At 65.8% G+C, this 22,122-nt stretch carries 23 protein-coding genes; 9 read left to right on the forward strand and 14 right to left on the reverse strand.

What is annotated here, in order from left to right:
- Positions 1 to 2: 2 nt before the first annotated feature.
- On the reverse strand, positions 3 to 374 hold the full coding sequence (locus ACIBI6_RS20075) for a VOC family protein (protein WP_396957306.1): 372 nt from the start codon (positions 372 to 374) through the stop codon (positions 3 to 5).
- Between the two features lie 89 nt (positions 375 to 463).
- On the opposite strand from ACIBI6_RS20075, the gene ACIBI6_RS20080 reads away from it, so the two are divergent.
- A complete protein-coding gene (locus tag ACIBI6_RS20080) occupies positions 464 to 1,468 on the forward strand; it encodes a glycoside hydrolase domain-containing protein (RefSeq protein ID WP_396957307.1) in 1,005 nt (334 codons plus the stop codon).
- 462 nt (positions 1,469 to 1,930) lie between these two features.
- Here ACIBI6_RS20080 and rpmF read toward each other — a convergent pair whose 3' ends face one another.
- Genes rpmF through mrf form a run of 3 tightly spaced genes read right to left on the reverse strand, consistent with a single transcriptional unit; the run spans position 1,931 to position 3,712 of the window.
- Positions 1,931 to 2,104 (reverse strand): 50S ribosomal protein L32, encoded by a 174-nt coding sequence (rpmF, locus tag ACIBI6_RS20085; RefSeq protein WP_364340972.1) that lies wholly within the window; start codon positions 2,102 to 2,104, stop codon positions 1,931 to 1,933.
- A gap of 1 nt (position 2,105) precedes the next feature.
- A complete protein-coding gene (locus ACIBI6_RS20090) occupies positions 2,106 to 2,396 on the reverse strand; it encodes a type B 50S ribosomal protein L31 (RefSeq protein ID WP_364340970.1) in 291 nt (96 codons plus the stop codon).
- Entirely contained in the window at positions 2,393 to 3,712 is a 1,320-nt protein-coding gene (mrf, locus tag ACIBI6_RS20095) for a ribosome hibernation factor-recruiting GTPase MRF (RefSeq protein WP_396957308.1), read from the reverse strand. Before mrf ends, ACIBI6_RS20090 begins: the two co-directional genes overlap by 4 nt.
- 161 nt (positions 3,713 to 3,873) lie before the next feature.
- Here mrf and rpmB point away from each other — a divergent pair, with 161 nt between their 5' ends.
- The 4 genes from rpmB to rpsR are packed head-to-tail and all read left to right on the forward strand — an operon-like array spanning position 3,874 to position 4,884.
- On the forward strand, positions 3,874 to 4,110 hold the full coding sequence (gene rpmB / locus ACIBI6_RS20100; RefSeq protein WP_364340966.1) for a 50S ribosomal protein L28: 237 nt from the start codon (positions 3,874 to 3,876) through the stop codon (positions 4,108 to 4,110).
- 10 nt (positions 4,111 to 4,120) lie between these two features.
- Positions 4,121 to 4,291, forward strand: coding sequence for a 50S ribosomal protein L33 (rpmG, locus tag ACIBI6_RS20105; protein WP_364340964.1), 171 nt, complete (start codon positions 4,121 to 4,123; stop codon positions 4,289 to 4,291).
- Positions 4,291 to 4,596 carry a 30S ribosomal protein S14 gene (rpsN, locus tag ACIBI6_RS20110; protein ID WP_396957309.1) on the forward strand — a complete coding sequence of 102 codons (306 nt, stop codon included), beginning with the start codon at positions 4,291 to 4,293 and terminating at the stop codon, positions 4,594 to 4,596. Before rpmG ends, rpsN begins: the two co-directional genes overlap by 1 nt.
- 33 nt (positions 4,597 to 4,629) lie before the next feature.
- The gene (gene rpsR, locus ACIBI6_RS20115; RefSeq protein ID WP_040695439.1) at positions 4,630 to 4,884 is read left to right on the forward strand and encodes a 30S ribosomal protein S18; all 255 of its coding nucleotides are present in this window, start codon (positions 4,630 to 4,632) and stop codon (positions 4,882 to 4,884) included.
- Positions 4,885 to 4,956: 72 nt separating this feature from the next.
- Here the strand turns inward: rpsR and ACIBI6_RS20120 are convergent, their stop codons facing one another.
- Positions 4,957 to 5,535 (reverse strand): LysM peptidoglycan-binding domain-containing protein, encoded by a 579-nt coding sequence (locus tag ACIBI6_RS20120; protein ID WP_396957310.1) that lies wholly within the window; start codon positions 5,533 to 5,535, stop codon positions 4,957 to 4,959.
- Positions 5,536 to 5,780: 245 nt separating this feature from the next.
- On the opposite strand from ACIBI6_RS20120, the gene ACIBI6_RS20125 reads away from it, so the two are divergent.
- Complete coding sequence (locus ACIBI6_RS20125; protein WP_364340957.1) at positions 5,781 to 6,236, forward strand: hypothetical protein; 456 nt, start codon at positions 5,781 to 5,783, stop codon at positions 6,234 to 6,236.
- Positions 6,237 to 6,283: 47 nt separating this feature from the next.
- On the opposite strand, the gene purH is transcribed toward ACIBI6_RS20125, so the two are convergent.
- The 4 genes from purH to ACIBI6_RS20145 all read right to left on the reverse strand — a co-directional run bounded on the left by purH (position 6,284) and on the right by ACIBI6_RS20145 (position 11,323).
- Positions 6,284 to 7,888, reverse strand: a complete 1,605-nt coding sequence (purH, locus tag ACIBI6_RS20130; RefSeq protein ID WP_396957311.1) for a bifunctional phosphoribosylaminoimidazolecarboxamide formyltransferase/IMP cyclohydrolase — start codon at positions 7,886 to 7,888, stop codon at positions 6,284 to 6,286.
- Positions 7,885 to 8,574: a phosphoribosylglycinamide formyltransferase gene (gene purN / locus ACIBI6_RS20135; RefSeq protein WP_396957366.1), complete on the reverse strand. Its 690-nt coding sequence runs from the start codon at positions 8,572 to 8,574 to the stop codon at positions 7,885 to 7,887. The genes purH and purN overlap by 4 nt, the downstream gene beginning before the upstream one ends.
- Positions 8,575 to 8,633: 59 nt before the next feature.
- The gene (locus ACIBI6_RS20140) at positions 8,634 to 10,181 is read right to left on the reverse strand and encodes a DUF6350 family protein (protein ID WP_396957312.1); all 1,548 of its coding nucleotides are present in this window, start codon (positions 10,179 to 10,181) and stop codon (positions 8,634 to 8,636) included.
- 83 nt (positions 10,182 to 10,264) lie between these two features.
- Positions 10,265 to 11,323 (reverse strand): DUF5336 domain-containing protein, encoded by a 1,059-nt coding sequence (locus tag ACIBI6_RS20145; protein WP_396957313.1) that lies wholly within the window; start codon positions 11,321 to 11,323, stop codon positions 10,265 to 10,267.
- A 282-nt stretch (positions 11,324 to 11,605) separates the two neighbouring features.
- Here ACIBI6_RS20145 and ACIBI6_RS20150 point away from each other — a divergent pair, with 282 nt between their 5' ends.
- The gene (locus ACIBI6_RS20150; RefSeq protein WP_396957314.1) at positions 11,606 to 12,547 is read left to right on the forward strand and encodes an undecaprenyl-diphosphate phosphatase; all 942 of its coding nucleotides are present in this window, start codon (positions 11,606 to 11,608) and stop codon (positions 12,545 to 12,547) included.
- 52 nt (positions 12,548 to 12,599) lie between these two features.
- Here ACIBI6_RS20150 and sucD read toward each other — a convergent pair whose 3' ends face one another.
- Together sucD and sucC are read right to left on the reverse strand one after the other, a co-directional pair.
- Positions 12,600 to 13,514: a succinate--CoA ligase subunit alpha gene (gene sucD, locus ACIBI6_RS20155; RefSeq protein ID WP_364340945.1), complete on the reverse strand. Its 915-nt coding sequence runs from the start codon at positions 13,512 to 13,514 to the stop codon at positions 12,600 to 12,602.
- Positions 13,515 to 13,525: 11 nt separating this feature from the next.
- Positions 13,526 to 14,692 (reverse strand): ADP-forming succinate--CoA ligase subunit beta, encoded by a 1,167-nt coding sequence (gene sucC, locus ACIBI6_RS20160; RefSeq protein WP_364340943.1) that lies wholly within the window; start codon positions 14,690 to 14,692, stop codon positions 13,526 to 13,528.
- A gap of 705 nt (positions 14,693 to 15,397) precedes the next feature.
- Here sucC and ACIBI6_RS20165 point away from each other — a divergent pair.
- Positions 15,398 to 16,507, forward strand: coding sequence for a M23 family metallopeptidase (locus tag ACIBI6_RS20165; protein ID WP_396957315.1), 1,110 nt, complete (start codon positions 15,398 to 15,400; stop codon positions 16,505 to 16,507).
- A gap of 60 nt (positions 16,508 to 16,567) precedes the next feature.
- Here the strand turns inward: ACIBI6_RS20165 and ACIBI6_RS20170 are convergent, their stop codons facing one another.
- The gene (locus ACIBI6_RS20170; RefSeq protein WP_364340939.1) at positions 16,568 to 16,993 is read right to left on the reverse strand and encodes a hypothetical protein; all 426 of its coding nucleotides are present in this window, start codon (positions 16,991 to 16,993) and stop codon (positions 16,568 to 16,570) included.
- A 53-nt stretch (positions 16,994 to 17,046) separates the two neighbouring features.
- Entirely contained in the window at positions 17,047 to 19,671 is a 2,625-nt protein-coding gene (gene pcrA / locus ACIBI6_RS20175) for a DNA helicase PcrA (RefSeq protein WP_396957316.1), read from the reverse strand.
- A 379-nt stretch (positions 19,672 to 20,050) separates the two neighbouring features.
- Between pcrA and ACIBI6_RS20180 the strand changes: the two genes are divergently transcribed.
- Positions 20,051 to 20,344 carry a chorismate mutase gene (locus ACIBI6_RS20180; RefSeq protein WP_327093861.1) on the forward strand — a complete coding sequence of 98 codons (294 nt, stop codon included), beginning with the start codon at positions 20,051 to 20,053 and terminating at the stop codon, positions 20,342 to 20,344.
- A 118-nt stretch (positions 20,345 to 20,462) separates the two neighbouring features.
- On the opposite strand, the gene ACIBI6_RS20185 is transcribed toward ACIBI6_RS20180, so the two are convergent.
- Positions 20,463 to 21,917, reverse strand: coding sequence for an NAD-dependent succinate-semialdehyde dehydrogenase (locus ACIBI6_RS20185; RefSeq protein WP_396957317.1), 1,455 nt, complete (start codon positions 21,915 to 21,917; stop codon positions 20,463 to 20,465).
- Between the last annotated feature and the right edge of the window lie 205 nt (positions 21,918 to 22,122).

A 22,122-nucleotide genomic window follows, 5' to 3' on the forward strand; every position in this document is an offset into this window, starting at 1 on the left:
GGTCAGGCCTTGGGTGCGGGCATCTCTCCGACGGCCTTACTCGGATCGATGATGCCGATCGCCTCGCCCTGCGGACCGGCGATTACGGCCGAGCGTCCGGCGGGTGAATCCGCTATCGCCTGTAGCACCCGGCCACCCAATTCCGTGGTCTTCGCCACCCCCGCGTCCACGTCGTCGTGCTGGAACCACACCAGCCAGTACGAGGGCATACCGTCGGCGTGCTTACCGGACTCGTCGGCGATGCCACCGACGCCCTCGGTTCTGGTCGGCGGTGTGAACACCACGTACCCGGCGTCGCCGAAGTCGAATTCGGTGTAGCTGAAGCCGAATACGTCGCTGTAGAACTTCTTGGCCGGATGAATAGGCACCTCCACGGACCCAGTCGACCACCGGGCACCGACGGTTTTGGCGGGTTCGGCGATGCCGCCGATTTCGGCCGCCGACACCCCCTACAGTTACTGATATGCGTTTGGGGCTGGACTACGCAGCGGGCCGTCCCGGCGGCGCGGCCGTCCGAGCGGCCGGTTTCGATTTCGTCGTGCGCTACCTCTCCGAGGGCGGTCCGACCCTACCCGGCAAGCAATTGACCCCCGCCGAGGCCGATGACCTGCGGGCCAACGGCATCTCCATCGTGTCGAACTGGGAGACGACCGCGGCCAGGATGCTGGACGGCTACGGCGCCGGAATCATCGATGCCCGTGCGGGTTTGGCGCAGGTGCTGCGCTGTGGCGGGCGCTCGGACCGGCCGATTTACTTCTCCGCGGATTTCGATTCGGCGCCGCAGGACCAGATGGCGATCAATGGCTATCTCGAAGGCGCGGCCACCGTGCTCGGCGCCGCGAATGTGGGTATCTACGGCGGTTTCTGGTCGATCAGCCGGGCACTGGACGCGGGCGTCGCGGCCTGGTCGTGGCAGACCGACGCCTGGTCGGGCACCAATGTGGAGACCAGGCGCAATATCCATCAAACATTGCGGCAGGTGGTTGTCGGCGGCGTGCTCTGCGATGTAAATGAGTCCGAGACAATAGATTTCGGCCAGTGGGACTTCGTACAGGAGGAACCGGATGTGACGCCGGAACAAGAGGCAGTGCTGCGCGATATCCAGATCCAGCTGCGCGGTCCGGAGTTGTCCGGTTGGCCGCAGCTCGGCACCGATACCCAGGGCCGCCATCGCACCCTGGTCGATGGTGTGGCGGCGGCGCTGCAGCGGATCAAGGAGCTGGAGGACGAATCGGCCGATTTGCGTACGCAAGTCGGCGAATTGCGCACGGAGATCAGCGAACTCGAAGCGACCACCGCGGATCTGGTCGAGGAGGTCAAGCGGTTGGCAGGGCCGCATTGGCCGTGGCCGCTCTCACTGATCGAGGGGCCGGCCGATTTCGTGGGTGAGCATCTGGCCCGGCTGGAGTCCCTATTGTCGGACTTGCCAGGTTTGCCCGGTAACCGGGAAGTGGGGAAATCGGCTTAGCTGCCGGAAGTTTGGCGATGAGCGGGTTCTCGGAGATTCGGTGAACCGGGGTTCCGAGAACCCGCCCTCCTGGATGAGGGTACCGGCGCGAGAGCACGAAATCATCACTGCGCCAGGACTTTTACGGACACGAAAAACCAACTCACAGTACGTAATTGATCAATGAGCTACCGCATCGCAATCACAGAAATAGAAAATCGCCACGTGACATGCATCACATGGATAGCTCTCCGATTGCCACGCTGTCGAGCGGTTCCGATCCGAGACCGGCATCGAGCCGTTCTGGTCGATCGACCATCGACCCTGCGCGTTCAGTCCCACCCAGCAGCGCGCGAGTTACCGTCAGCTTGCACATACCGGTTCGTACGAAGGAGTTCGCATGACCGTAAACGTGGTGCTCGACAAGGCTCGAACGCAAGACGGGCCGCTCGTGAGACGAGCTTCGTAGTGCTTACGCAGGCATCAAAGTCGCTCTAGATCAACGAGTCCGCGTTTCACCGCCTGCACCAGCCGGCGCGGCACTTTGTGTACGACCCCACCGACACTGACCGGCACCAGGGCCGGTGGGGTCGCCTTCCACTGCGAGCGGCGGCTGCGGGTATTCGACCGCGACATCCTGCGCTTGGGCACCGCCATGTCAGCCCTCCCCTCGTACGGGCCGGGACGAGGCCCGCTTGCCGTATTTGCGCTCGAACTTCTCCACCCGGCCCTGGGTATCCAGCACGCGGTGCGCGCCGGTCCAGAACGGGTGCGAATCGGAGGTGACGTCCACGACCAGCAGCGGGTAGGTATTGCCGTCCTCCCACTCGACGGTGCGGGCGCTGCTGGCGGTGGATCGGGTCAGGAACCGCTTTCCGGTGCTCGAATCCTCGAACACCACCGGGTGGTAGTCCGGATGGCTTGTGACGCTTTTTCGGCCAGTCTTCATTTCGCTTCTCCTCTCGGGCTTTTCGCCTGGCCGTCGATCGGCAGGCCGGTAGGTTCGCAGGGGTCGGCATGCCATTCGCCGAAGGGGTCCTCCCATTGCGCGACCCGCTCGGGTGCGCGTTCCACCAGGCGCAGTTCGTCGTCCTCGACCAGCGCCCAGTGCAGGGCCCGCCGAATCTCGGCCGGGTCCGCGTCGTGGGCCAGGATGACCAGGGAAATGTCGCGGTCGCCGAACTGCTCGTCCCAGCGCAGTGCGGCCATGGCCCGACGCGTAGGGTCGGCCTGTTCCAACTCGCTCGGACTCATGGCGGCCAGCCACGATCCGGCGCCTCCTACGCGCAATCCACCGCCCGCCGATTCCAGCCACACCACCTCGTTCGGCTGGGTGGCCAGCCATATCCGGCCACGCGCGGTCACGACTCCGTCGAAGAGCACGTCGAGGGCCTCGTGCAGGCGGGCCGGATGGAATGGGCGGCTCGCGGCGAATTCGACAAGGACGACACCGCATTCGGCGCCGAGCGGCGGCTGGCCGCGCAGCAGCGGCGCGTGGGCATCGAAGACGCGGCCGCGCCGCGACTGGGCCGGGATGCGCGCGAGCAATGCCTCGATATCGGCTGAGTCGAGCAGATCGATATCGTCGATCCAGGCCACCGGCGCTTCGGGCACGAGCCGGGAAAGCACCGCGGCGAGGCGAGCCCGATCGATCGGGTCGCCGGTATCGCCGTGTGCCACAACGGCATCCGCGAATTCGACCTGACCGACCGCAACCTGGGCCACGGTCCGGTCGTCCTCGGCGGTCGCGAGTCCGCGCTCGGCAAGGGTGTCCTCGCTGGTGGCATCGGCCAACCAGATTCGCGCGTCCACACAGGTGAGGACGGCCTCGACCCGCACATCTCGACCGGCGGGGCCGTTGACGCGACCGACCACACCGGTGACGTCGATATTCTCGATCGCCTGGCATACCGCTTCCGCCTCGAAGGCCGAATCCAGTTCCAGCACAATGCGATCCACCGATTCACGGGCAGCGAGCACGCACAGCAGCGGCAGCAGATCGATGCGCAGGGTGCATGAGACGCAGCCGTGCGCCAATTCGAGCACGGTCGCGGTCTCCTGCTCGCCGATGCGCACCGTGCGATGCACGATGCCTTCACCGAGTCCACTGAGGTCGTGGCGGATGGTGACGGTGCCCGGTGTCTCGCACAGTGCGGCGGCCAACCGTGCCACACCCGCGGCGGCGGCTCCGGAGCATCCGGCGAGCACCACGACGGGCGTTCTCCGGTCGGACTGCCTCCCGGGTGGGAGTAGGTCGGGTTCCACGCGGCACCCCTTTCGGTATCCAATTCGGCATGTGCGGCGGCCTCGGTGAGTACACGTGCCGATCCGCCATATCGGAAATGATTTTCATTTGCCGTCAAGCAACGGTACATTGTCGATCGGCTGTTGTCGAAAATGATTGTCAAATACTGGAAGGAGTCCGCATGCCGGCCCACTGCCACGTCACCGGGCGCAAACCGGGATTCGGCAAGTCCGTATCGCACTCGCACAAGCGGACGAGCCGGCGCTGGAATCCCAATATCCAGCGCAAGACCTACTACCTGCCCAGCGAGGACCGGCGCATCACGCTGAACGTCTCCGCCAAGGGCATCAAGACCATCGACCGGGATGGGATCGAGGCCGTGGTGGCTCGCATCCGAGCCCGCGGCGACAAGATCTGACGGGAGCACCATGGCCTCGAAATCGACCGAGATCCGGCCGATCATCAAGCTGAAATCCACTGCGGGAACCGGATATACGTACGTCACACGGAAGAACCGGCGCAACGATCCGGACCGCATGGTGTTGCGCAAATACGATCCGGTAGTGCGCAAGCACGTCGAGTTCCGCGAGGAGCGCTGATGGCCAAGAAGTCGAAGATCGCCCGCAATGAGCAGCGCAAACAGATCGTCGCCCGGCATGCGGCGCGGCGCGCGGAGCTCGCGGAGTTGATCCGCAAGCCGAGCACCCCCGAGGAAGACCGCGCCGCGGCACAGTCCGCGCTACAGCGCCTGCCCCGCGATGCCAGTCCGGTACGATTGCGCAATCGGGACGTCGCGGACGGACGACCGCGCGGTCATCTCCGGAAGTTCGGACTTTCCCGGGTACGTGTGCGCGAGATGGCCCATCGGGGTGAACTCCCCGGTGTGCATAAATCGAGCTGGTAGACCACCACTGATCTCGAGAAGGAAACCCGTCACATGGCAGTCAAGCGAGCACCCTCTAAGAAGGTTCGCGCCGAGCAGGCCCGTCGCCCGAAGAAGAACCCGCTGATCGCGGCGGGCGTCGAGACGGTCGATTACAAGGACGTCAACCTGCTGCGCACCTTCATCTCCGACCGCGGCAAGATCCGCAGCCGCCGGGTCACCGGACTCACCCCGCAGCAGCAGCGCCAGGTCGCCGTCGCGGTGAAGAATGCCCGCGAGATGGCACTTTTGCCGTTCACAAGCCGATAGACACCGACGCGGAAGGGCCCCGAAGCTGACGCAGCCTCGGGGCCCTTCGTCGTCAACTCGTCACGGTGAGTGTTACGGGATGGTCAGCACCTGGCCGGGGTTGATGGCATCCGGGTTGCCGATACCGCTGGCGTCGGCAATCTCCTGATAGCGGTTGCCGTCGCCATAGAAGCGCTCGGCGATCGCCCACAGGGTGTCGCCCGGCTCGACCGTGTAGGTCTGTACGGCCGGCGGCGGGGGCGGAACCTCTTCGGCGACGGGCTCGGCGACCTGCTCGGCAACCGGCTGGGGCTCCGGCTCCGGGGCGGGCAGCGGGTTGTCGGTCTGGGTGTCCGAGGCCCACAGCGCGCTGCCGTCCTTGCCGTACAGCACCACATTGCGGTCGGCCTGTACGGTCAGCCGGTCCGCTTCCCGGCCATTGGTTTCGGTGGCCCAGGCGGCACCCTCGCCCTTGTAGAGCACGAAGTTGCCGTCCTCCTGCAGCACGGCCCGCTCGACACCTTGATCGTGAGTCAGGGTGGACCACACGACATTTCCATCCGGTTCCGACAACACCAGATTGCCGTCGGGCTGCAGGGTAAGGGTGTACGCACCGCCGACCAGAGTCTGGCCGAGCCCGAGTTCTTCACCAACGCGCAGCGTGTCGCCCACGTTCTTCCTTTCGAAGGTTTACTGTGCCAAGCATTTCGACTCGATGCGTGCCGCTCGGCGCGCATCGGCCCCCGAATCTACTGGGCGAGCGGGCGGTGCGGAGGTATTACGCGCAGGCTTAGCAGAATGTTCACTGTGTGGGCTTCATCGCTCTATCATCTTGTCGCACAATCCAACCGACAATTTTCCTGATTTGCTGGTACGGCTCGACTCGAGGCGTCGGCGCGTCGTTTAGGGTGGTCGGTATGTATCGGATGTCGCGAGTTCGGCCCGCCGCAGTCGCCGTCGCATTGTTCGTCGGCCTCGCCGTCACCGCGTGCGGTGGCTCCGATAACGGTGGGACACAACAGAAGACGACCACCAGTGCGGCGAAGAGTACGCCGACCGAGGGTACACCCGCCGACGCGGGCCGGATGTTCGTCGCCGATCCGACGATCGTTGGCGCACATCCGATTCCGTTCACGTCCTGGTCACGGGTGGCCGATGATCGGATCGCCGTCAACTTCGAGATCGGATCGCCGGAGTGCTACGGCGTTGATGCCGGCGTGACCGAGACCGATTCAACGGTCACCGTGGAACTGCGCTCCGGTACGAGGGCCGATGCCGTCGGCCGAATGTGCACTATGATCGCGGTTTTCGGCACCCTCGAAGTGCCGCTGAAGGCACCCGTCGGAACTCGACAGGTGCTCAGCGCGGTCTAGACCGGAGCGGGCGGGAGCCGGTAGTCTCCGCCCGCTTCAGGGGTAACTCAGTGGGCGAAGTGGCGAGAGCCCGTCAGGTAGAGGGTGACGCCAGCTTCGCGGGCCAGGTCGATAGTGTCCTGGTCGCGGACCGAACCGCCGGGCTGCACGATAGCCCGGATACCGGCCTGGATGAGCTGCTGCGGACCGTCGGAGAACGGGAAGAACGCATCCGATGCGGCGACCGACCCCTTGGCCCGGTCACCGGCGCGCTGCACCGCGAGACCGACCGCATCGACCCGGTTGACCTGGCCCATGCCGACACCGACCGAGGCTCCGTCGTGGGCCAGCAGGATCGCATTGGACTTCACGGCACGGCAGGCCCGCCAAGCGAATTCGAGATCGGCGAGGGTTTCGGCATCGGCTGCCTCGCCCGCCACCAGGGTCCAGTTCTCCGGGTTGTCGCCGGGGGCGTCGAGGATATCGCGGCTCTGCATCAGTGCGCCGCCGCTGATGGGGCGCAGCTCAGCACCGGCGCGCCGCGGCGGCTCGGCGACCAGGATGCGCACATTCTTCTTGCGCTGCAAAACCTCGACGGCGCCGTCGGCATAGGACGGTGCGACGATCACCTCGGTGAAGATCTCGGCGACCTGTTCGGCCATCTCCACGGTGATCTCACCGTTGGCCGCGATCACACCGCCGTAGGCGCTCACCGGATCGCATGCGTGTGCCTTGCGGTGGGCCTCGGCGAGATCCGAGCCGATCGCGATGCCGCAGGGGTTGGCGTGCTTGATGATCGCGACCGCGGGCGCGGCATGGTCGTAGGCGGCGCGCCAGGCGGCATCGGCATCGGTGTAGTTGTTGTACGACATTTCCTTGCCGTGCAACTGCTTTGCCTGCGCCAGGCCCCGGCTGCCGTCGTTCTGGGTGTACAGCGCGGCAGCCTGATGCGGGTTCTCGCCGTAGCGCAGCACCGAGGTGCGCTCCCAGGAGCCACCGATCCAGCTCGGGAACTGCTGTGCCGCAGTCTCATTCGGCTCGGTGGCGGGGGCGAGCACGCTCGTCATCCAACTCGCGACCGCGACGTCATAGCTCGCGGTGTGCTGAAAAGCCTTGGCCGCCAACGCGGTCCGCTCCGACAGGGTGAAGCCGCCCGCCTGCACCGCGGCGAGTACGTCATCGTAGTCGCCGCTGTCGACGACCACCGCGACCGACGGGTGGTTCTTGGCGGCCGCACGCACCATGGACGGACCGCCGATATCGATCTGCTCGACGCATTCGTCATTGCTCGCGCCGCTGGCCACGGTCTGGGTGAACGGGTACAGATTCACCACCACGAGCTGGAATGCCTCGACACCGAGTTCGACCAGCTGATCGACATGTTCTGCCTTGCGGGTATCGGCGAGGATGCCCGCGTGCACCCGCGGGTGCAGAGTCTTGACCCGGCCGTCCAGGGTCTCCGGGAATCCGGTCAGATCCTCGACCTTGGTCACCGGAATGCCCGCATCGGCGATCTTGCCCGCGGTCGATCCGGTGGAGACCAATTCGACGCCAGCGGCGTTCAGCCCAGTCGCGAGCTCGATGAGCCCGGTCTTGTCGTAGACGCTGATCAGCGCCCTGTGAATCCCCTTGCGCTCAGCTGGGTCGATTTGCCGTTCGCTCCGCTCACTCACCGAAGTACCCGCTCATCTGGAATTACTGCCTTTCGTCCGTCGGAGACAATGCCTCTGGTTGCGACGGCGGCGACAACCTCCGCCAGCAACCGTCGCTCGACAACCTTGATGCGCTCGTGCAGCGTGGCCTCGTCGTCATCGTCGAGCACCGGTACCGGCTCCTGAGCCAGGATCGGCCCGGTATCGATGCCGGAATCGACCAGGTGCACGGTCGAACCGGTGACCTTCACCCCATAGGCGAGTGCGTCGCGAACCCCGTGCGCGCCCGGGAATGCGGGCAGCAGCGCAGGGTGGGTATTGATGATCCGGCCGCCGTAGCGGGCCAGGAAGACCGGGCCGAGAATCTTCATGAATCCGGCCGAGACCACCAGGTCGGGTTCGTAGGCGGCGACCGCATCGGTCAGCGCGACATCCCAGGCGGCGCGATCGGGGAAGTCCCGCACTGCCATCCGGAAGGCCGGAATCCCCGCGACGGCCGCGTGTTCGGTGGCCTGGCAGACGCGATCGACCCCGACGGCGACGACGGTCGCCGGATACTCCGGAGCGGCGGCGGCCTCGATGAGGGCGCGCAGCAGAGAACCGGTGCCGGAGGCCAGCACGACGACGGTTGCCGGGGTCGCGCTCGGCACCCACGGGGCATTCGAAGACGGCTGGGGGGCGGCAGTCGGCGAGGTGGGTGAGCTCAGCGGTCCACTCCTGCGGTTCGGTCGAATGGCGGAGGCGGTATTACACCGCCGGGTAGAGCCTAACGACCGTCCACCCGGTCACTTTCCGGCAGGTCCGCCTCGACCACTTCGGCATCGACGATGTCGGGCACGGTATTGCTGCCCGCGGCGCCCGAGGTGGCGATGGCGATGTGCTCCTCGACCAGTTCGCCCTCGAGTTCCACCTCGAAGTCGGGATCGACGTCGTCCTCGTATTCGTCGTCCTCGTATTCATCGTCGTAGTCGTCGTAATCGACGTAGTGATCGTCCTCGTAATGATCGTCGTAGTGGTCACTGTCGTCGTAGAACTCGTCGTAATCGTCGTTGTACGCGGTCACGGGTGCGCCGATGGGAACGACGAACCAGCGCGCGAACATCAGACCCACGTATCCGGCTACGGCCAACCACCCGAAGGTCACCGCCGCGAAGATCGGGTTGAGCCCCAGGTAGCCGAAGGTCCCGAGGTCACCGCCCGCGACCACGCCGAGTAGCACCAAACCCACGGTGGCGAGCGCCGCCGAGCTCAAAGTCGCCCACGGTGCGGCGGCACGATCGTGCGAGGTCCGTCCGATATCGAGCCCGCCGAGCACACCCACCGCGGCCGGAATCAACAGCAGCAGCGGCCACCAGCCTTCGGCCGGGCCGGTCGGCACCACCGCCATGAGCGGAACGCCCGGAATCGGGCCGCCGACAACGGAAAACACGCTGATCGACGCATCCCCGAAGTGTGCGCCGGAGCCGAGGAGCACACCGACCGTCGCGACCACCACATTCGGCAGATACGCCAGAGAGAGCAGGATCAGCCCGAGCACCCCGGCCGCATTGCCTGCGGCGTGAAAGGTGTCACCGATGCGCGACCAGTGCGCGAAGAAGGACACGATGACGATCGCGGCGGCGCAGGCCAGCAGGCGCACCACCGTTCGGCCGGCACCGAAGATGCCCGCGACCGCCCAGTCCGGCAGCCGCGCCGCGGTGAACAGCCGACGCCGGTTCCGGCTGGCGATGCCACCGGCCGCACCGACCAGGTGTACGGCGCCGACCCAGCCGAAGGCGGCGAGCGTATTCGGCGGCTGCAACGCGACCACACCGGAGGCGTCCTCAGCGACCGCCAGACAGACGGCCGTGACCAGCAGCGGTCCGGCCAGCGCCGCACCGACGAGCCAACCGAGATCCGCGCGCGAACTGTCCGGTTCGACCGCGCGAGCACAATCCCGGGCCGTCAGCCAGACCAGCAGGCCGGTGGGCAGCAGCGGTAGGAGTTCGAGTGAAGTTTTGCCGATCACCATCGGAACCTGGTGTGCCGCAAGCCAACCCGCGGCGATCGCGCCCGAAGTACCGGCCAGGTTGCTGCCCGAGGACAGCAGGGCGGCGAGCATGAGAACGACGACGGCGACGAGCGCGTAGGTCGTCGGCCGGGCGGCAACCAGGAGCAGCACGCGGGCGCGCTCGGGGGTCAGCGATAGAAATCCGGCCTCGTCGAAAACGTCCGCGGCTGTGCGCGGCGTCGATCGGTCGCTCCGCGCCGAACGTTCCGGCGCGCCGCGGGACTCGGCGGTCCGGCGAACAAGAGAGGATCTCGAGGAGCTCATGGAAATTCAGCGTGGCAGCTCCCCCGGCGCGAGCGGGTCAGGCGCGCCGACCCGGTCTGGGATGCGCCGGGAGAGCCGACGAATTACTTGTTCTCGTCCGGACGGAATGCGTGAGTGGCGTCCGAGGACGGGTCCGAACCGGTTTCACCGCCGAACGGCTGGTTCTGGCCCTGTTGGCCCTGTTGACCCTGCTGGCCTTGTTGACCCTGCTGGCCCTGACCGAAACCCGGTGTGCCGTACTGCTGTCCGGACTGCGGGGTCCCGAAGTGCTGGGTGGCACTCTCATCCGGGCGCGGCTGCGCGGCAGGCGAGGAACCGTAGGGCGAACCCTGTTGTGCCGCACCGTATCCGGGCTGCTGCCCATAGGAGGGCGGCTGCTGTCCATAGGACGGCTGCTGCCCCTGACCGTAGGTCGGCTGGCTCGGCTGGCTCTGACCGTAGGGCTGCGGCGGCTGGTACTGACCACCCTGGCCGAATTGCCCCGGCTGGCTCTGGCCGAACTGGCCCGGCTGGCCCTGACCGTACTGCCCCGGCTGACCGAAGGCCGAGGGCTGGCCCTGGCCGAACGCACCCTGCTGGCCGTAACCACCGGAGCCGAAACCGCTCGGCGGGGCCTGCGGGGTGGCGGGCTTCGGCGCGGGCGGGGTCAGGATGCCGGCTTCGAACAGCACCGCGACGACCGCGACCGCCGTCTGCACGAGCGCCAGGAATAGCAGCACGTACGCGCCCCACTTCAGCTCGAGCTTCAAAGTGTCGGGCGTGGCGAAGGACAGGAACAGCGTGCCGAAGAAACCGGCGGCCGATGCCGCGGCCGCGGCGCCGGTCCAATTCTGCTTGGGCAGCAACGAAAGTCCGGCGAGCAGTCCGCCGAGTAGCAGGATCGCCAGCAGTCCCGCCGCGCCGAAATACTGGAAGAGGCTGAACGTGTCACCATCCACGCCCCGCTGCGGCTTTTCACCGAAGAACGGGAGGAAACCGAGCAGGAAGTTGATCACACCGAGCACGGCGACGCCGACCACCAGGAAGAACGGCAGGCCCTTTGCGGTGGACTCGGCGCCGATACCAGCCGACTGGCCGGAGCTGGAAGATGCGGGTGGCGTCGCGGGTGCGTTGTACCCGGAGCCCCCGGTCGGGTATGACATGGTCGTCGTCTCCTAGGTCGAGTCGTACGTAGTCTGAACGGCTGGATCTCCTCCTGACGCTACTGCACTCGCTGGCCCAGGTCACCCGTGACCAACTGGCCGGGCGACCGAAAAACGGCGTCTACGCTGGTCCTGTGTGGATCGGCGCCGACCGATAACAATTCTGCGCTACCACCTCCGATGGGAACGCACTTCCCTCCGTGCGCCCCAGCATTCCAAAACGGACACAGGTCTGTTTCAGTGTGGTGTCGTGGCAGGGCGGGCGTGCCAAGCTGTCAGGCGATGCTCACGTACCCGCAAGCCGTTGTGATCGGCGCACTGCAAGGCATAACCGAACTGTTCCCGATTTCCAGCCTAGGTCATTCTGTTTTGGTGCCCGCATGGCTGGGTGGGTCCTGGAGCGATCTGGTCACCCAGGGCGATTCCGATTCCGGCACACCGTATCTCGCGTTCGTGGTCGGGTTGCATGTGGCGACGGCGATCGCGCTGCTGGTGTTCTACTGGCGCGACTGGGTCGAGATCGCGGTCGGCTTCCTCACCACATTGCGTACTCGCCGGATCGAAACTTCGACACAGCGCCTGGCTTGGCTGGTGGTCCTGGCGACCGTGCCGGTCGGTGTTCTCGGTTTGCTGCTGGAACATCCGCTGCGCACCTTGTTCGCGAAACCCCTTGCGGCAGGCCTATTTCTGACATTGAACGGAATCGTGCTCGCCACCGGTGAGGTGATGCGTCGCCGCAGCCAGCCGACGCTGTCCGACTACGGCCGGCGCTTCGCCGAGGCCGAGGCGCGGGCCAAGGCCATCGAAGAGGGATATTTCGTCGCGACGGTGGAGGAGCCGACCGGCCTCGGCGACCTATCGGTCAAAGACGCGTTGATCATCGGTGTCTCGCAGGCAGGCGCACTGTTCGCGGGCATCAGCCGCTCCGGCATGACGATGGTCGGCGGCCTGCTGCGCGGTTTGGATCATGAGGACGCGGCGAAATTCGCCTTCCTGCTTGCCACTCCGATCATTCTGGCCGCGGGCGTGCTAAAGCTGCCAACGCTGGCCGGGCCGCAAGGCGAGGGCATCCTCGGTCAGGTGCTGGTCGGATCGATCGTCGCGGGCGGCGCGGCGTATCTAGCGGTCCGCTTCCTGGAGCGGTACTTCAAATCGAATTCGCTGTTGCCGTTCGCGATATACAGCCTCGTTTTCGGGATCGCTTCGGTAGTCCACTTCTTCTGAATACGAAGGCCGCCATCCAATTAGGATGGCGGCCTTCGTATGAGTCAGCGAATCAGGCGGTGACGCTTGCCTTCTCCAGAATCTCGCGCGCCAGCGCGGCGGTCTCGGACGGCGTCTTGCCGACCTTCACACCGGCGGCCTCGAGCGCATCCTTCTTCGCCTGGGCGGTACCGGCCGAACCGGACACGATGGCGCCCGCGTGGCCCATGGTCTTACCCTCGGGCGCGGTGAAGCCCGCGACGTAGCCGACGACCGGCTTGGTGACATTGGCCTTGATGTAGGCCGCGGCCCGCTCCTCGGCGTCGCCGCCGATCTCACCGATCATCACGATCAGCTTGGTCTCCGGGTCCTTCTCGAACGCCTCGATGGCGTCGATGTGGGTGGTGCCGATGACCGGGTCGCCGCCGATGCCGATGGCGGTGGAGAAGCCGAAATCACGCAGCTCGTACATCATCTGGTAGGTCAGGGTGCCGGACTTCGACACCAGGCCGACCGGGCCCTTGCCGGTGATGTTGGCCGGGGTGATGCCGACCAGCGATTCGCCGGGGGTGATGATGCCGGGGCAGTTCGGGCCGATGATCCGGGTCTTGTTGCCCTTCTCCACGTTGTAGGCCCACGCGTAGGCGGTGTCCTGCACCGGAATGCCCTCGGTGATGACCACGAGCAGCGGGATCTCCGCGTCGATGGCCTCGATGATGGCGTCCTTGGCAAACTTCGGCGGCACGAAGGCGATGGAGACATCGGCGCCGGTCTCCTTGATGGCCTCGGCGACGCTGCCGAACACCGGCAGCTCGACCGCGTTGCCGTCCTTGTCGGTGTGCGCGACGGTGGTGCCCGCCTTGCGCGCGTTGACGCCGCCCACGACCTGGGTGCCGGCCTTGAGCATCAGCGCGGTGTGCTTGGTGCCCTCACCGCCGGTGATGCCCTGGACGATGACCTTGGAATCCTTGTTGAGGAAGATAGACATTTCCGGTTTCCTTACTTGGCCGCTGCCAGTTCGGCGGCCTTGTCGGCGCCTTCGTCCATTGTCTGCGCAAGTGTGATCAGCGGATGCGCGGCATCGACGAGAATCTTGCGACCCTCGTCCACCTTGTTGCCGTCGAGACGGACGACCAGCGGCTTGTTCGCCTCGGCGCCAAGGATTTCCAGCGCCTTCACGATGCCGTTGGCGACCGCGTCACAGGCGGTGATTCCACCGAAAACATTGACGAACACGCTCTTGACCTGGGCGTCACCCAGGATGACATCGAGGCCGGCGGCCATGACCTCGGCCGAGGCGCCACCACCGATGTCGAGGAAGTTGGCGGGCTTGACGCCGCCGTGGTTCTCACCCGCGTAGGCGACCACGTCGAGGGTGGACATGACCAGACCCGCACCGTTGCCGATGATGCCGACCTCGCCGTCGAGCTTGACGTAGTTGAGGTCGTTCTCCTTGGCCTTGAGTTCCAGCGGATCGGTCGCGTCCTTGTCCGCGAAGGCCTCGTGGTCCGCGTGGCGGAATTCGGCGTTCTCGTCCAGGGTCACCTTGCCGTCGAGCGCGAGGATCTCGTTGTCTGGGGTGCGGACCAGCGGGTTGACCTCCACCAGGGTGGCGTCCTCGCCGATGAACACCTCCCAGAGCTTCTGGATGGTCACGGCCGCGGCGTCGAGCACGTCGGCGGGCAGGTGGCCCTGCTCGGCGATCGAGCGGGCGAAAGCGAGGTCGACACCCTTGACGGCGTCGACGGGCACCTTGGCGAGGCGCTCGGGCTTGGTCGCGGCGACCTCTTCGATCTCCATGCCGCCTTCGACCGAGCACATGGCCAGGTAGGTGCGGTTGGAGCGGTCCAGCAGGAAGGAGATGTAGTACTCCTCCGCGATGTCCTTGGCTTCGGCGACAAGGATCTTCTTGGTGATGTGGCCCTTGATATCCAGGCCGATGATGTTCTGCGCGTGCGTGAACGCGTCGTCCGCGGTGGCGGCGAACTTGACTCCACCCGCCTTGCCGCGGCCACCGGCCTTCACCTGGGCCTTGATCATCACCGGCTTGCCGATTTCGGCCGCGATGGCGCGGGCGTCCTCGGCCGTGTCCGTGACGCGGCCCTCGGACGAAGGCACTCCGTGCTTAACGAAGAGCTCCTTCGCCTGATATTCGAAGAGATCCATGTACTCACCGTCTCGTCTGCGTTGTGATGACAACGTCTTTGTTGGCGGCCCGACGTCGGAAGCGGGTCGGGTCGGACTTTAACCAGTCACATGGAGGGCCAAACGGCCACATTCATCCTAAGTGGCGCAGGTCACGGGCTGTTGCCCAGGGCGGGAAAATGCCTGGCCAAGGCTACTCGCCAGTAGGTTGCTGACGGCGCGCCAGGTAGAGCCGCCGAACCGGTTGACCGAGGGCCTTCTACTACGGTTCGTCGTCGCTCAGTCTCACCCGCGTGCCCCGATCGCAGTGAGTTATTCCGGTGCGTTACCGTGATCAATCTCACATGTTTGGATTGATCGCACGTAGCGCTTGCGGACCTCGCAATCGTTTCGTTACCGTCATTGCGGTCGATGTCACAACACGGTCACGACTAGGAGGACGGCAAGCTTGACGCAGCACAGCGCTCCGCAGACGGAGAGCCGTTCCTTAACGCCTCTGATCAGGCAATTCGACACCGTGATCTCTCGCTCGATGATGTGGCACCACCGATGAACCATCGCTCGACCTTCGCAACCGAAAATCGCGCTCGCTCCGGCCATCCTTACCGGCCCGATGAGGACGAGTCGTTCGGTGAACATTCCAGTGCTGCGGTAAATCCTTTCGGGACTTCGTCGCGGCGTGCCGGTGGGCATCGGTACGCTGCGGGTGGACATGAGGACAGCTCGTTGAGTGCGAACGATTCTTGGGCACAGCCCGATTCGGCCTGGGGCCAGTCGCGGGATGCTTCGTGGGCACAGCCGCAGGCCGATTCATCGCCGCAAGTTGATTCCTGGGGACAGTCACAGGCTTGGGCGCAAGGCAATTCCTGGTCCGATGGCAGTGCATGGTCGTCCGACGATGCTTGGACTCCCGAGAGCGACGAGACCTGGAACGCCGACTCCGAGGCGTCATGGACGCCGGAGGCAGACGAGTCCTGGGACGCCGAGGAGTCCTGGGACGGCGAAGGATCGTGGGATGGCAGCGACGCTTCCTGGGAGCCCGAGGATCCGGAAGGGCCGGCACGGCCCACTGTGATTCCGGGCCGCCGCGCGAACCGCGGTAATGGTGGCGCGCATCGGATGCCCGCGCCCCCCGCCTCGCTCAAGGGCCGCGCCGCGGTCGTCGCCGTTGCCGCTGGTGCGGTGGTTGCCGCCGGACAGGCCGCCTTCGCCGCGCCCGAACAGCCTTCGCAGGCCGTCGATTACGAGGCCGCCGGACAGATTCACGAAATCGCGGCGCAGTCGGTCAGTGTGGCCGATCCGAATACCTTGCCGGATTCGCCTCAGGTGCTGAATGTTTCGGCCCCGACGAATCTCGGTCAGTTCGGTGACATGCTGCAAAAGGGGCAGAAGTTCGCCGACGATATGGCGGCGCAGGAGGCCTCGAAACTCCGCCCACTGTTCACCAAATTCGCCGCGGGCAATTTCACCTCCGGGTTCGGTGCCCGCTGGGGCGTACAGCATCTCGGCGTCGATATCGCGGGCCCGATCGGCACTCCGATCTACGCCGTCGCCGACGCCACCGTGATCGAAGCGGGTCCGGCATCCGGTTTCGGCATGTGGGTGCGACTGCTGCACGACGACGGAACCGTCACCATCTACGGCCACATCGACACCGCGACGGTGTCGGCGGGTCAGCGCGTGCTGGCCGGTGATCAGATCGCCACCATCGGCAACCGCGGTTTCTCCACCGGCCCGCACTGCCATTTCGAGGTGTGGTTGAACGGGGTCGACAAGGTCGATCCGCTGCCCTGGTTGGCCACGCGCGGTATCAGCTTGGGTCCGCAGCGCGACTGAGTCCCTTCACCGCAAGTCCCTTCATCGGCAAGCTGGACAGCGGGGTTCACTGATGCCGGGCTACGGCGCGGCGGCGATCGCCAGTCCGATCAAGCTCACGACCTTGACCACTTCCAAGCCCACATACCAGTAGTGAGCGTGGGAGCGCGGCAACTCCGCGCCCGCGAGCACGCGGTTCGAGCGGCGAGTGAGCAGTGGACGGACCGCGAGGAGCTGGATAGCGAGGATCGCGGCGGCGACACCCAGCCAAACCCGAACAGCACCGCTTGGCGCGACCACCAGGGTCGCCACGATCAACAGCGCGGCGAGGACGGTCTCGACGATATTCAGCGCACGGAATACCAGCCGTCCGATGCCGAGGCCGAGCGGCACGGTGATCCCCGGCGCCCGGAACTTCAGCGGCGCTTCCAGGAACGAGATGGCCAGCACCATGCCGAGCCACAGCATCGGAAGCATCCACAGCAGGTATTGCGCGACGGTTTCCATGTCGCGCACGCTACCGACACCACCGGCGATAGGTCAGGGTCGAAGGCCCCTGATCAGAGCTTGACCAGGGTTCGGCTGTATTGCGGGATGAGCCGGATCTTGCCCGCGGTACCGAAGTCGATGGTGACGGTGGCCAGGGGCCCGAAGCCTTCGGCGGCTACCACGCGACCGAGGCCGTACTTGTCATCGCTGACTCGATCGCCAACAGCCAGTACGAGATTGGCATTGTTGCGGCTGGCACCGCCGGGTGCGGGACGGCGTGGTCCGCGATCGTTGACGCCCGGCCGCTGATTCCAGCCGTCACGGGTCCAGTCGTGCTCCAGGCCGTCGTCCTCACCGCGGCGGCGGATGCCGCGGGTGAGCGGCGACCCCTTCGGCTCCAACCGCTTCCAGTCGACGAGGTGGGCCGGAATCTCTTGCAGAAATCGGGATTCCGGATTCGAGACCGGCTGCCCCCAACCGGAGCGCACCACCGCGCGGGTGACGTAGAGCCGTTGCCGCGCCCGGGTGATGCCGACGTAGGCGAGGCGGCGTTCCTCGGCCAGTTCGGTGGGATCGCCGAGTGCACGCATATGCGGGAACTGCCCGTCCTCCCAGCCGGTCACGAATACCACCGGGAATTCCAGACCCTTGGCGGTGTGCAACGTCATCATGGTGACCACACCGGAGCCCTCCTCGGGCAGCTGGTCACTATCGGCCACCAGCGAGACGCGCTCCAGGAAGGCGGCCAGTGAGCCCGGATCTGGTTCGCCCTCGGCCGCCTCCGGCACCAGCCCCTCTTCCCGGGCGGCCTCGGCATTGTTGTATGCCTCGGAGCTGAATTCCCGCGCGACGCTCACCAATTCGTTCAGGTTGTCCAGCCGGGCGCCGTCCTGCGGATCGTCGGAGCCCTCCAACTCGGCCCGGTAGCCGGTGCGGTCGAGTACCGCTTCGACCATATTGCCGAGGTCGGGGAAGTCCTGATCCGTCTGGGCACCGGCCTCCCGCACCTCTTCGAGTAGATCGAGGAATCCGGCGATAGCGCGCTGCGCTCGCGTATTGAGCAGCGCCACTTTGCCATCGGCCGCAGCGCGCAGTGCCTCGGCGAAACCGATGCCGCGCTGTTCGGCGTGCACCGCGACACAGGCCTCGGCCCGGTCGCCGATGCCGCGGCGCGGGGTGTTGAGGATGCGGCGCAGGCTCACCGTGTCATCCGGATTGTCGAGCACGCGCAGGTACGCGACGATGTCGCGCACCTCCTTGCGCTCGTAGAAGCGCACGCCGCCGACCACCTTGTAGGGCAGGCCCATGCGAATGAAGATTTCTTCCAGCGCGCGGGAGTTGTTGTTGGTGCGGTAGAAGACCGCGACATCGCTGTAGTTGGCATCGCCGGCATCCACCAGCCGGTCGATCTCCCGCGCCACGAACGAGGCCTCGTCGTGCTCGTTGTCAGCGACGTAGCCGGTGATCAGATCGCCCTCACCGGAATCGGTCCACAGCCGCTTGTCCCTGCGCTTCTCATTGCGCGATATCACCGCGTTGGCGGCGGACAGGATGTTCTGGGTGGAGCGGTAATTCTGTTCCAGCAGAATGGTTTCCGCATCCGGGAAATCGCGTTCGAATTCCTCGATATTGCGGATGGTCGCGCCACGGAAGGCGTAGATGGACTGGTCCGCATCACCGACCACGCACAGTTCGCTCGGCGCGACCGCGTCTTCGGCCTGCTCCTGCGCATGATGCCCGACCAACTCGCGGACCAGGATGTACTGGGCATGGTTGGTGTCCTGGTACTCATCGACCAGCACATGCCGGAACCGGCGGCGGTAGTACTCGGCGACCTGCGGATGGTTCTGCAGCAGCGCCACCGTTTCACCGATCAGATCGTCGAAGTCCATGGCGTTCGCCGAACGCAACCGACGCTGATATTCGGTGTACACGCGAGCGACGAGGCCGGGCAGTTCGGTTTCGTCGGTTTCGGCATCGGCGGTGGCCCGCTCCGGACCGATGAGCTCGTTCTTCAAATTCGAGATGGCGGTGGCCAGCAGCCGCGCCGAATATTTCTTGACGTCGATATCGAAGTCGCGGCTGATCATGGTGAGCAACCGCCGGGAATCGTCGGCGTCGTAGATGGAGAAATTCGAATTCAGACCGGGCAGCAGCGCGGCCTGCATGCGCAGGATGCGCACGCAGCTGGAGTGGAAGGTCGAGACCCACATGTTGTTCGCACGCGGACCGACCAGCCCGCTCACCCGCTCACGCATTTCGGCGGCGGCCTTATTGGTGAAGGTGATGGCCAGGACCTGGCCCGGAGTCACCCCGCGGGCGGCGAGCAAGTAGGCGATGCGGCGGGTGAGCACAGCGGTCTTGCCCGACCCCGCGCCCGCGACGATCAGCAGCGGCGCACCGGTGTGCACGACGGCGGCGCGCTGGGGCGGGTTGAGGCCGTCGAGCAGTCGCTCGGCCTCCTCGGCGCGACGTTGCTCACGTTCGGCGCGACGCTTTTCTTGTTCGACACGGTGCTTGTCGTCCACGACATGCCGCGAGGCATCATCTATGGCCGGGTGCGGGACCCCCGCCGCGGTAGGCACGGCAGAGTCGCCCATCTCCTCGGCGTGAACAGCGTCGACCTGCGATTTCTGGGCTGAATCCGGATGCCGAGTCCGCCCGGCCTGCGTCTTGGGAGCCACCGTGATGTCCATCGTCCATCCACGCTACCGGCGGGCACCGACAGAGATGAAGTCCCGGTCGACATCGGTGTCCATTCGGCGAACTGCAGATGAACCGCCCCGGGTCGACACGGGCGTCACAACGTGCAAGCCTTCTCAGGAGATTTACAAAATGAAGTGTTTTGCATTGCTTCGGCCCCATGGCAGACTGGCCCATATGACCTGCGCGACCGCCGCGAAGCATCCGATTCGGCTTACAGCCGGATATCGTGATCGCGGACTTTGTACCTGAGCGCGCTGCCTGGGGGGAGGATTGCAATACCTACCAGGTTTGTTCTGCACGGTGAAAGAACCGATCGGTAACGAGCTCGGCTCACCAGCCGATCCATGTTCTGACACGAGGAGATGAATGATGAGCACCCCCGCCACGACGACCGGGTCCGATTCGGCTCTGCCCCACACCGAGGCCGAGATCGACAAGCTCCGCAAGGAGATCGACCAGCTCGACGCGGAAATCCTGGCCGCCATCAAGCGCCGCACCGAGATCTCGCGGATCATCGGTCGCACGCGCATGGCCTCCGGCGGTCCCCGCCTCGTACACAGTCGTGAGATGAAGGTGCTCGAGCGCTTCAGCGAACTCGGCCAGGAGGGCCACACCCTCGCCATGCTGTTGCTGCGCCTCGGTCGCGGCCGACTCGGCCACTGACCGTCTACGGCCGCCACTAGCGGCCCAATCGAACTACGCGACGTTCGCAAGATCGCCGCCTTCCACAAGGCCGCCCCGGGTGTATTTCACCCCGGGGCGGTCGTTTCATGTCCGCGGGTCAGGTAAGGGCGATGTACTTGGTGGACAGGTACTCCTCGATGCCCTCGCTACCGCCTTCGCGGCCGAAGCCGGAGGCCTTGACGCCGCCGAAAGGTGCTGCGGGATCGGAGATTACGCCGCGGTTGATGCCGACCATGCCGGATTCGATGCCCTCGGCAATGCGCAAGGCGCGGTCGAGATCGCGGGTATAGACGTAGCTGACCAGGCCGAATTCGGTGTTGTTTGCGGCGGCGAGGCCCTCTTCCTCGGTTTCGAAGCCGACAACGGGTGCGACCGGGCCGAAGACCTCCTCACGCAGGATCCGAGCATTCGCGGGTACCTCGCTGAGGATGGTCGCGGGATAGAACCAGCCAGGGCCGCCGGGTGCCTTGCCACCGAGGCGGACCTGCGCGCCGACCGCCACCGCGTCGTCGACCAGTTCGCTGACGGTATTGAGCTGCTCCTCGTTGATCAGCGGACCGAGCGTGGTGTTCGGGTCGGTACCCGGCCCGAGGGTCACCGTATTCGACATCGCCTCGACGAGTTTGGTGGTGAACTCCGCCAGCACACCGTTCTGTACGTGGAAGCGGTTGGCCGCCGTGCACGCCTCGCCGCCATTGCGCAGTTTGGCCAGCATCGCGCCCTGTACGGCGGCGTCGATATCGGCATCGTCGAAGACCACGAACGGTGCGTTGCCGCCGAGCTCCATCGAGGTGCGCAACAGGCCGTTCGCCGACTTCTCCACAAGCTTCTTGCCGACTTCGGTGGATCCGGTGAAGGTGAGCTTGCGCAGGCGCGGATCGTCGAGCAGCGGCTGGGTGACGGCGCCGGACCGGCTGGAGGTGATCACCGAGAGCACCCCGTCCGGCAGCCCCGCATCGCTGCACAGCTTCGCCAGCGCCAACATAGTCAACGGTGTGGCCGATGCGGGCTTGACAATCATCGTGCAGCCAGCGGCCAGCGCGGGTCCGATCTTGCGGGTGCCCATGGCGAGCGGGAAGTTCCACGGCGTGATGGCCAGACACGGCCCGACCGGCTGCTTGTGCACCATGATCCGCCCGGTGCCGGACGGCGCGTGCAGATAGCGTCCGTGCACCCGGACCGCCTCCTCGCTGAACCAGCGGAAGAATTCGGCCCCGTAGCGCACCTCGTTGCGGCTCTCCGGCAGCGCCTTGCCCATTTCCAGGGTCATCAGCAGCGCGAATTCCTCGGCGCGCGCGGTCAGCTGTTCGAAGACTCGCCGCAGGATCTCGCCGCGTTCCCGCGACGGAGTCGCCGCCCATTCGGCCTGCACCGCGACGGCCGCGTCGAGCGCGCGCACGGCATCTTCCGGCGTGGCGTCGGCGACCTCGGTCAGCACCTGCCCGTCGGCCGGATTGTGCACCGGGAAGGTGCCGCCCCCGGTGGCATCGACGGGACCGCCGATCCACAGCTGCGTCGGCACGGATTGGAGTACTTCGCGTTCGGACACCATGTTCCCCAGCCTAAGCCGCGTGCTCGCACAGCACCCTCGACTCATCGATCCGAAATCACCGAGCTTCGAGCGGGCCGCATACGCTCGCCACCGCCCCGTTCGAGCGACCCGCGAATCATCGACACGGGTAGCCATCAGGACAACATGGGCGAAAGTATGCGGTCCTTGCCTGCGCGCCCGAACGAGTGCTTGTAACCTCGCGGAC

The sequence above is a fragment of the Nocardia sp. NPDC050412 genome (assembly GCF_044458825.1).
Lineage (GTDB): Bacteria > Actinomycetota > Actinomycetes > Mycobacteriales > Mycobacteriaceae > Nocardia.

Coding starts and splice junctions, on each gene's coding strand:
- ACIBI6_RS20080 (WP_396957307.1), top strand. CDS start 464: ATGCGTTTGGGGCTGGACTACGCAGCGGGCCGTCCCGGCGGCGCGGCC.
- rpmF (WP_364340972.1), bottom strand. CDS start 2,104: ATGGCGGTGCCCAAGCGCAGGATGTCGCGGTCGAATACCCGCAGCCGC.
- ACIBI6_RS20090 (WP_364340970.1), bottom strand. CDS start 2,396: ATGAAGACTGGCCGAAAAAGCGTCACAAGCCATCCGGACTACCACCCG.
- rpmB (WP_364340966.1), top strand. CDS start 3,874: ATGCCGGCCCACTGCCACGTCACCGGGCGCAAACCGGGATTCGGCAAG.
- rpmG (WP_364340964.1), top strand. CDS start 4,121: ATGGCCTCGAAATCGACCGAGATCCGGCCGATCATCAAGCTGAAATCC.
- rpsN (WP_396957309.1), top strand. CDS start 4,291: ATGGCCAAGAAGTCGAAGATCGCCCGCAATGAGCAGCGCAAACAGATC.
- rpsR (WP_040695439.1), top strand. CDS start 4,630: ATGGCAGTCAAGCGAGCACCCTCTAAGAAGGTTCGCGCCGAGCAGGCC.
- ACIBI6_RS20125 (WP_364340957.1), top strand. CDS start 5,781: ATGTATCGGATGTCGCGAGTTCGGCCCGCCGCAGTCGCCGTCGCATTG.
- ACIBI6_RS20140 (WP_396957312.1), bottom strand. CDS start 10,181: ATGAGCTCCTCGAGATCCTCTCTTGTTCGCCGGACCGCCGAGTCCCGC.
- ACIBI6_RS20145 (WP_396957313.1), bottom strand. CDS start 11,323: ATGTCATACCCGACCGGGGGCTCCGGGTACAACGCACCCGCGACGCCA.
- ACIBI6_RS20150 (WP_396957314.1), top strand. CDS start 11,606: ATGCTCACGTACCCGCAAGCCGTTGTGATCGGCGCACTGCAAGGCATA.
- sucD (WP_364340945.1), bottom strand. CDS start 13,514: ATGTCTATCTTCCTCAACAAGGATTCCAAGGTCATCGTCCAGGGCATC.
- sucC (WP_364340943.1), bottom strand. CDS start 14,692: ATGGATCTCTTCGAATATCAGGCGAAGGAGCTCTTCGTTAAGCACGGA.
- ACIBI6_RS20170 (WP_364340939.1), bottom strand. CDS start 16,993: ATGGAAACCGTCGCGCAATACCTGCTGTGGATGCTTCCGATGCTGTGG.
- pcrA (WP_396957316.1), bottom strand. CDS start 19,671: ATGGACATCACGGTGGCTCCCAAGACGCAGGCCGGGCGGACTCGGCAT.
- ACIBI6_RS20180 (WP_327093861.1), top strand. CDS start 20,051: ATGAGCACCCCCGCCACGACGACCGGGTCCGATTCGGCTCTGCCCCAC.
- ACIBI6_RS20185 (WP_396957317.1), bottom strand. CDS start 21,917: ATGGTGTCCGAACGCGAAGTACTCCAATCCGTGCCGACGCAGCTGTGG.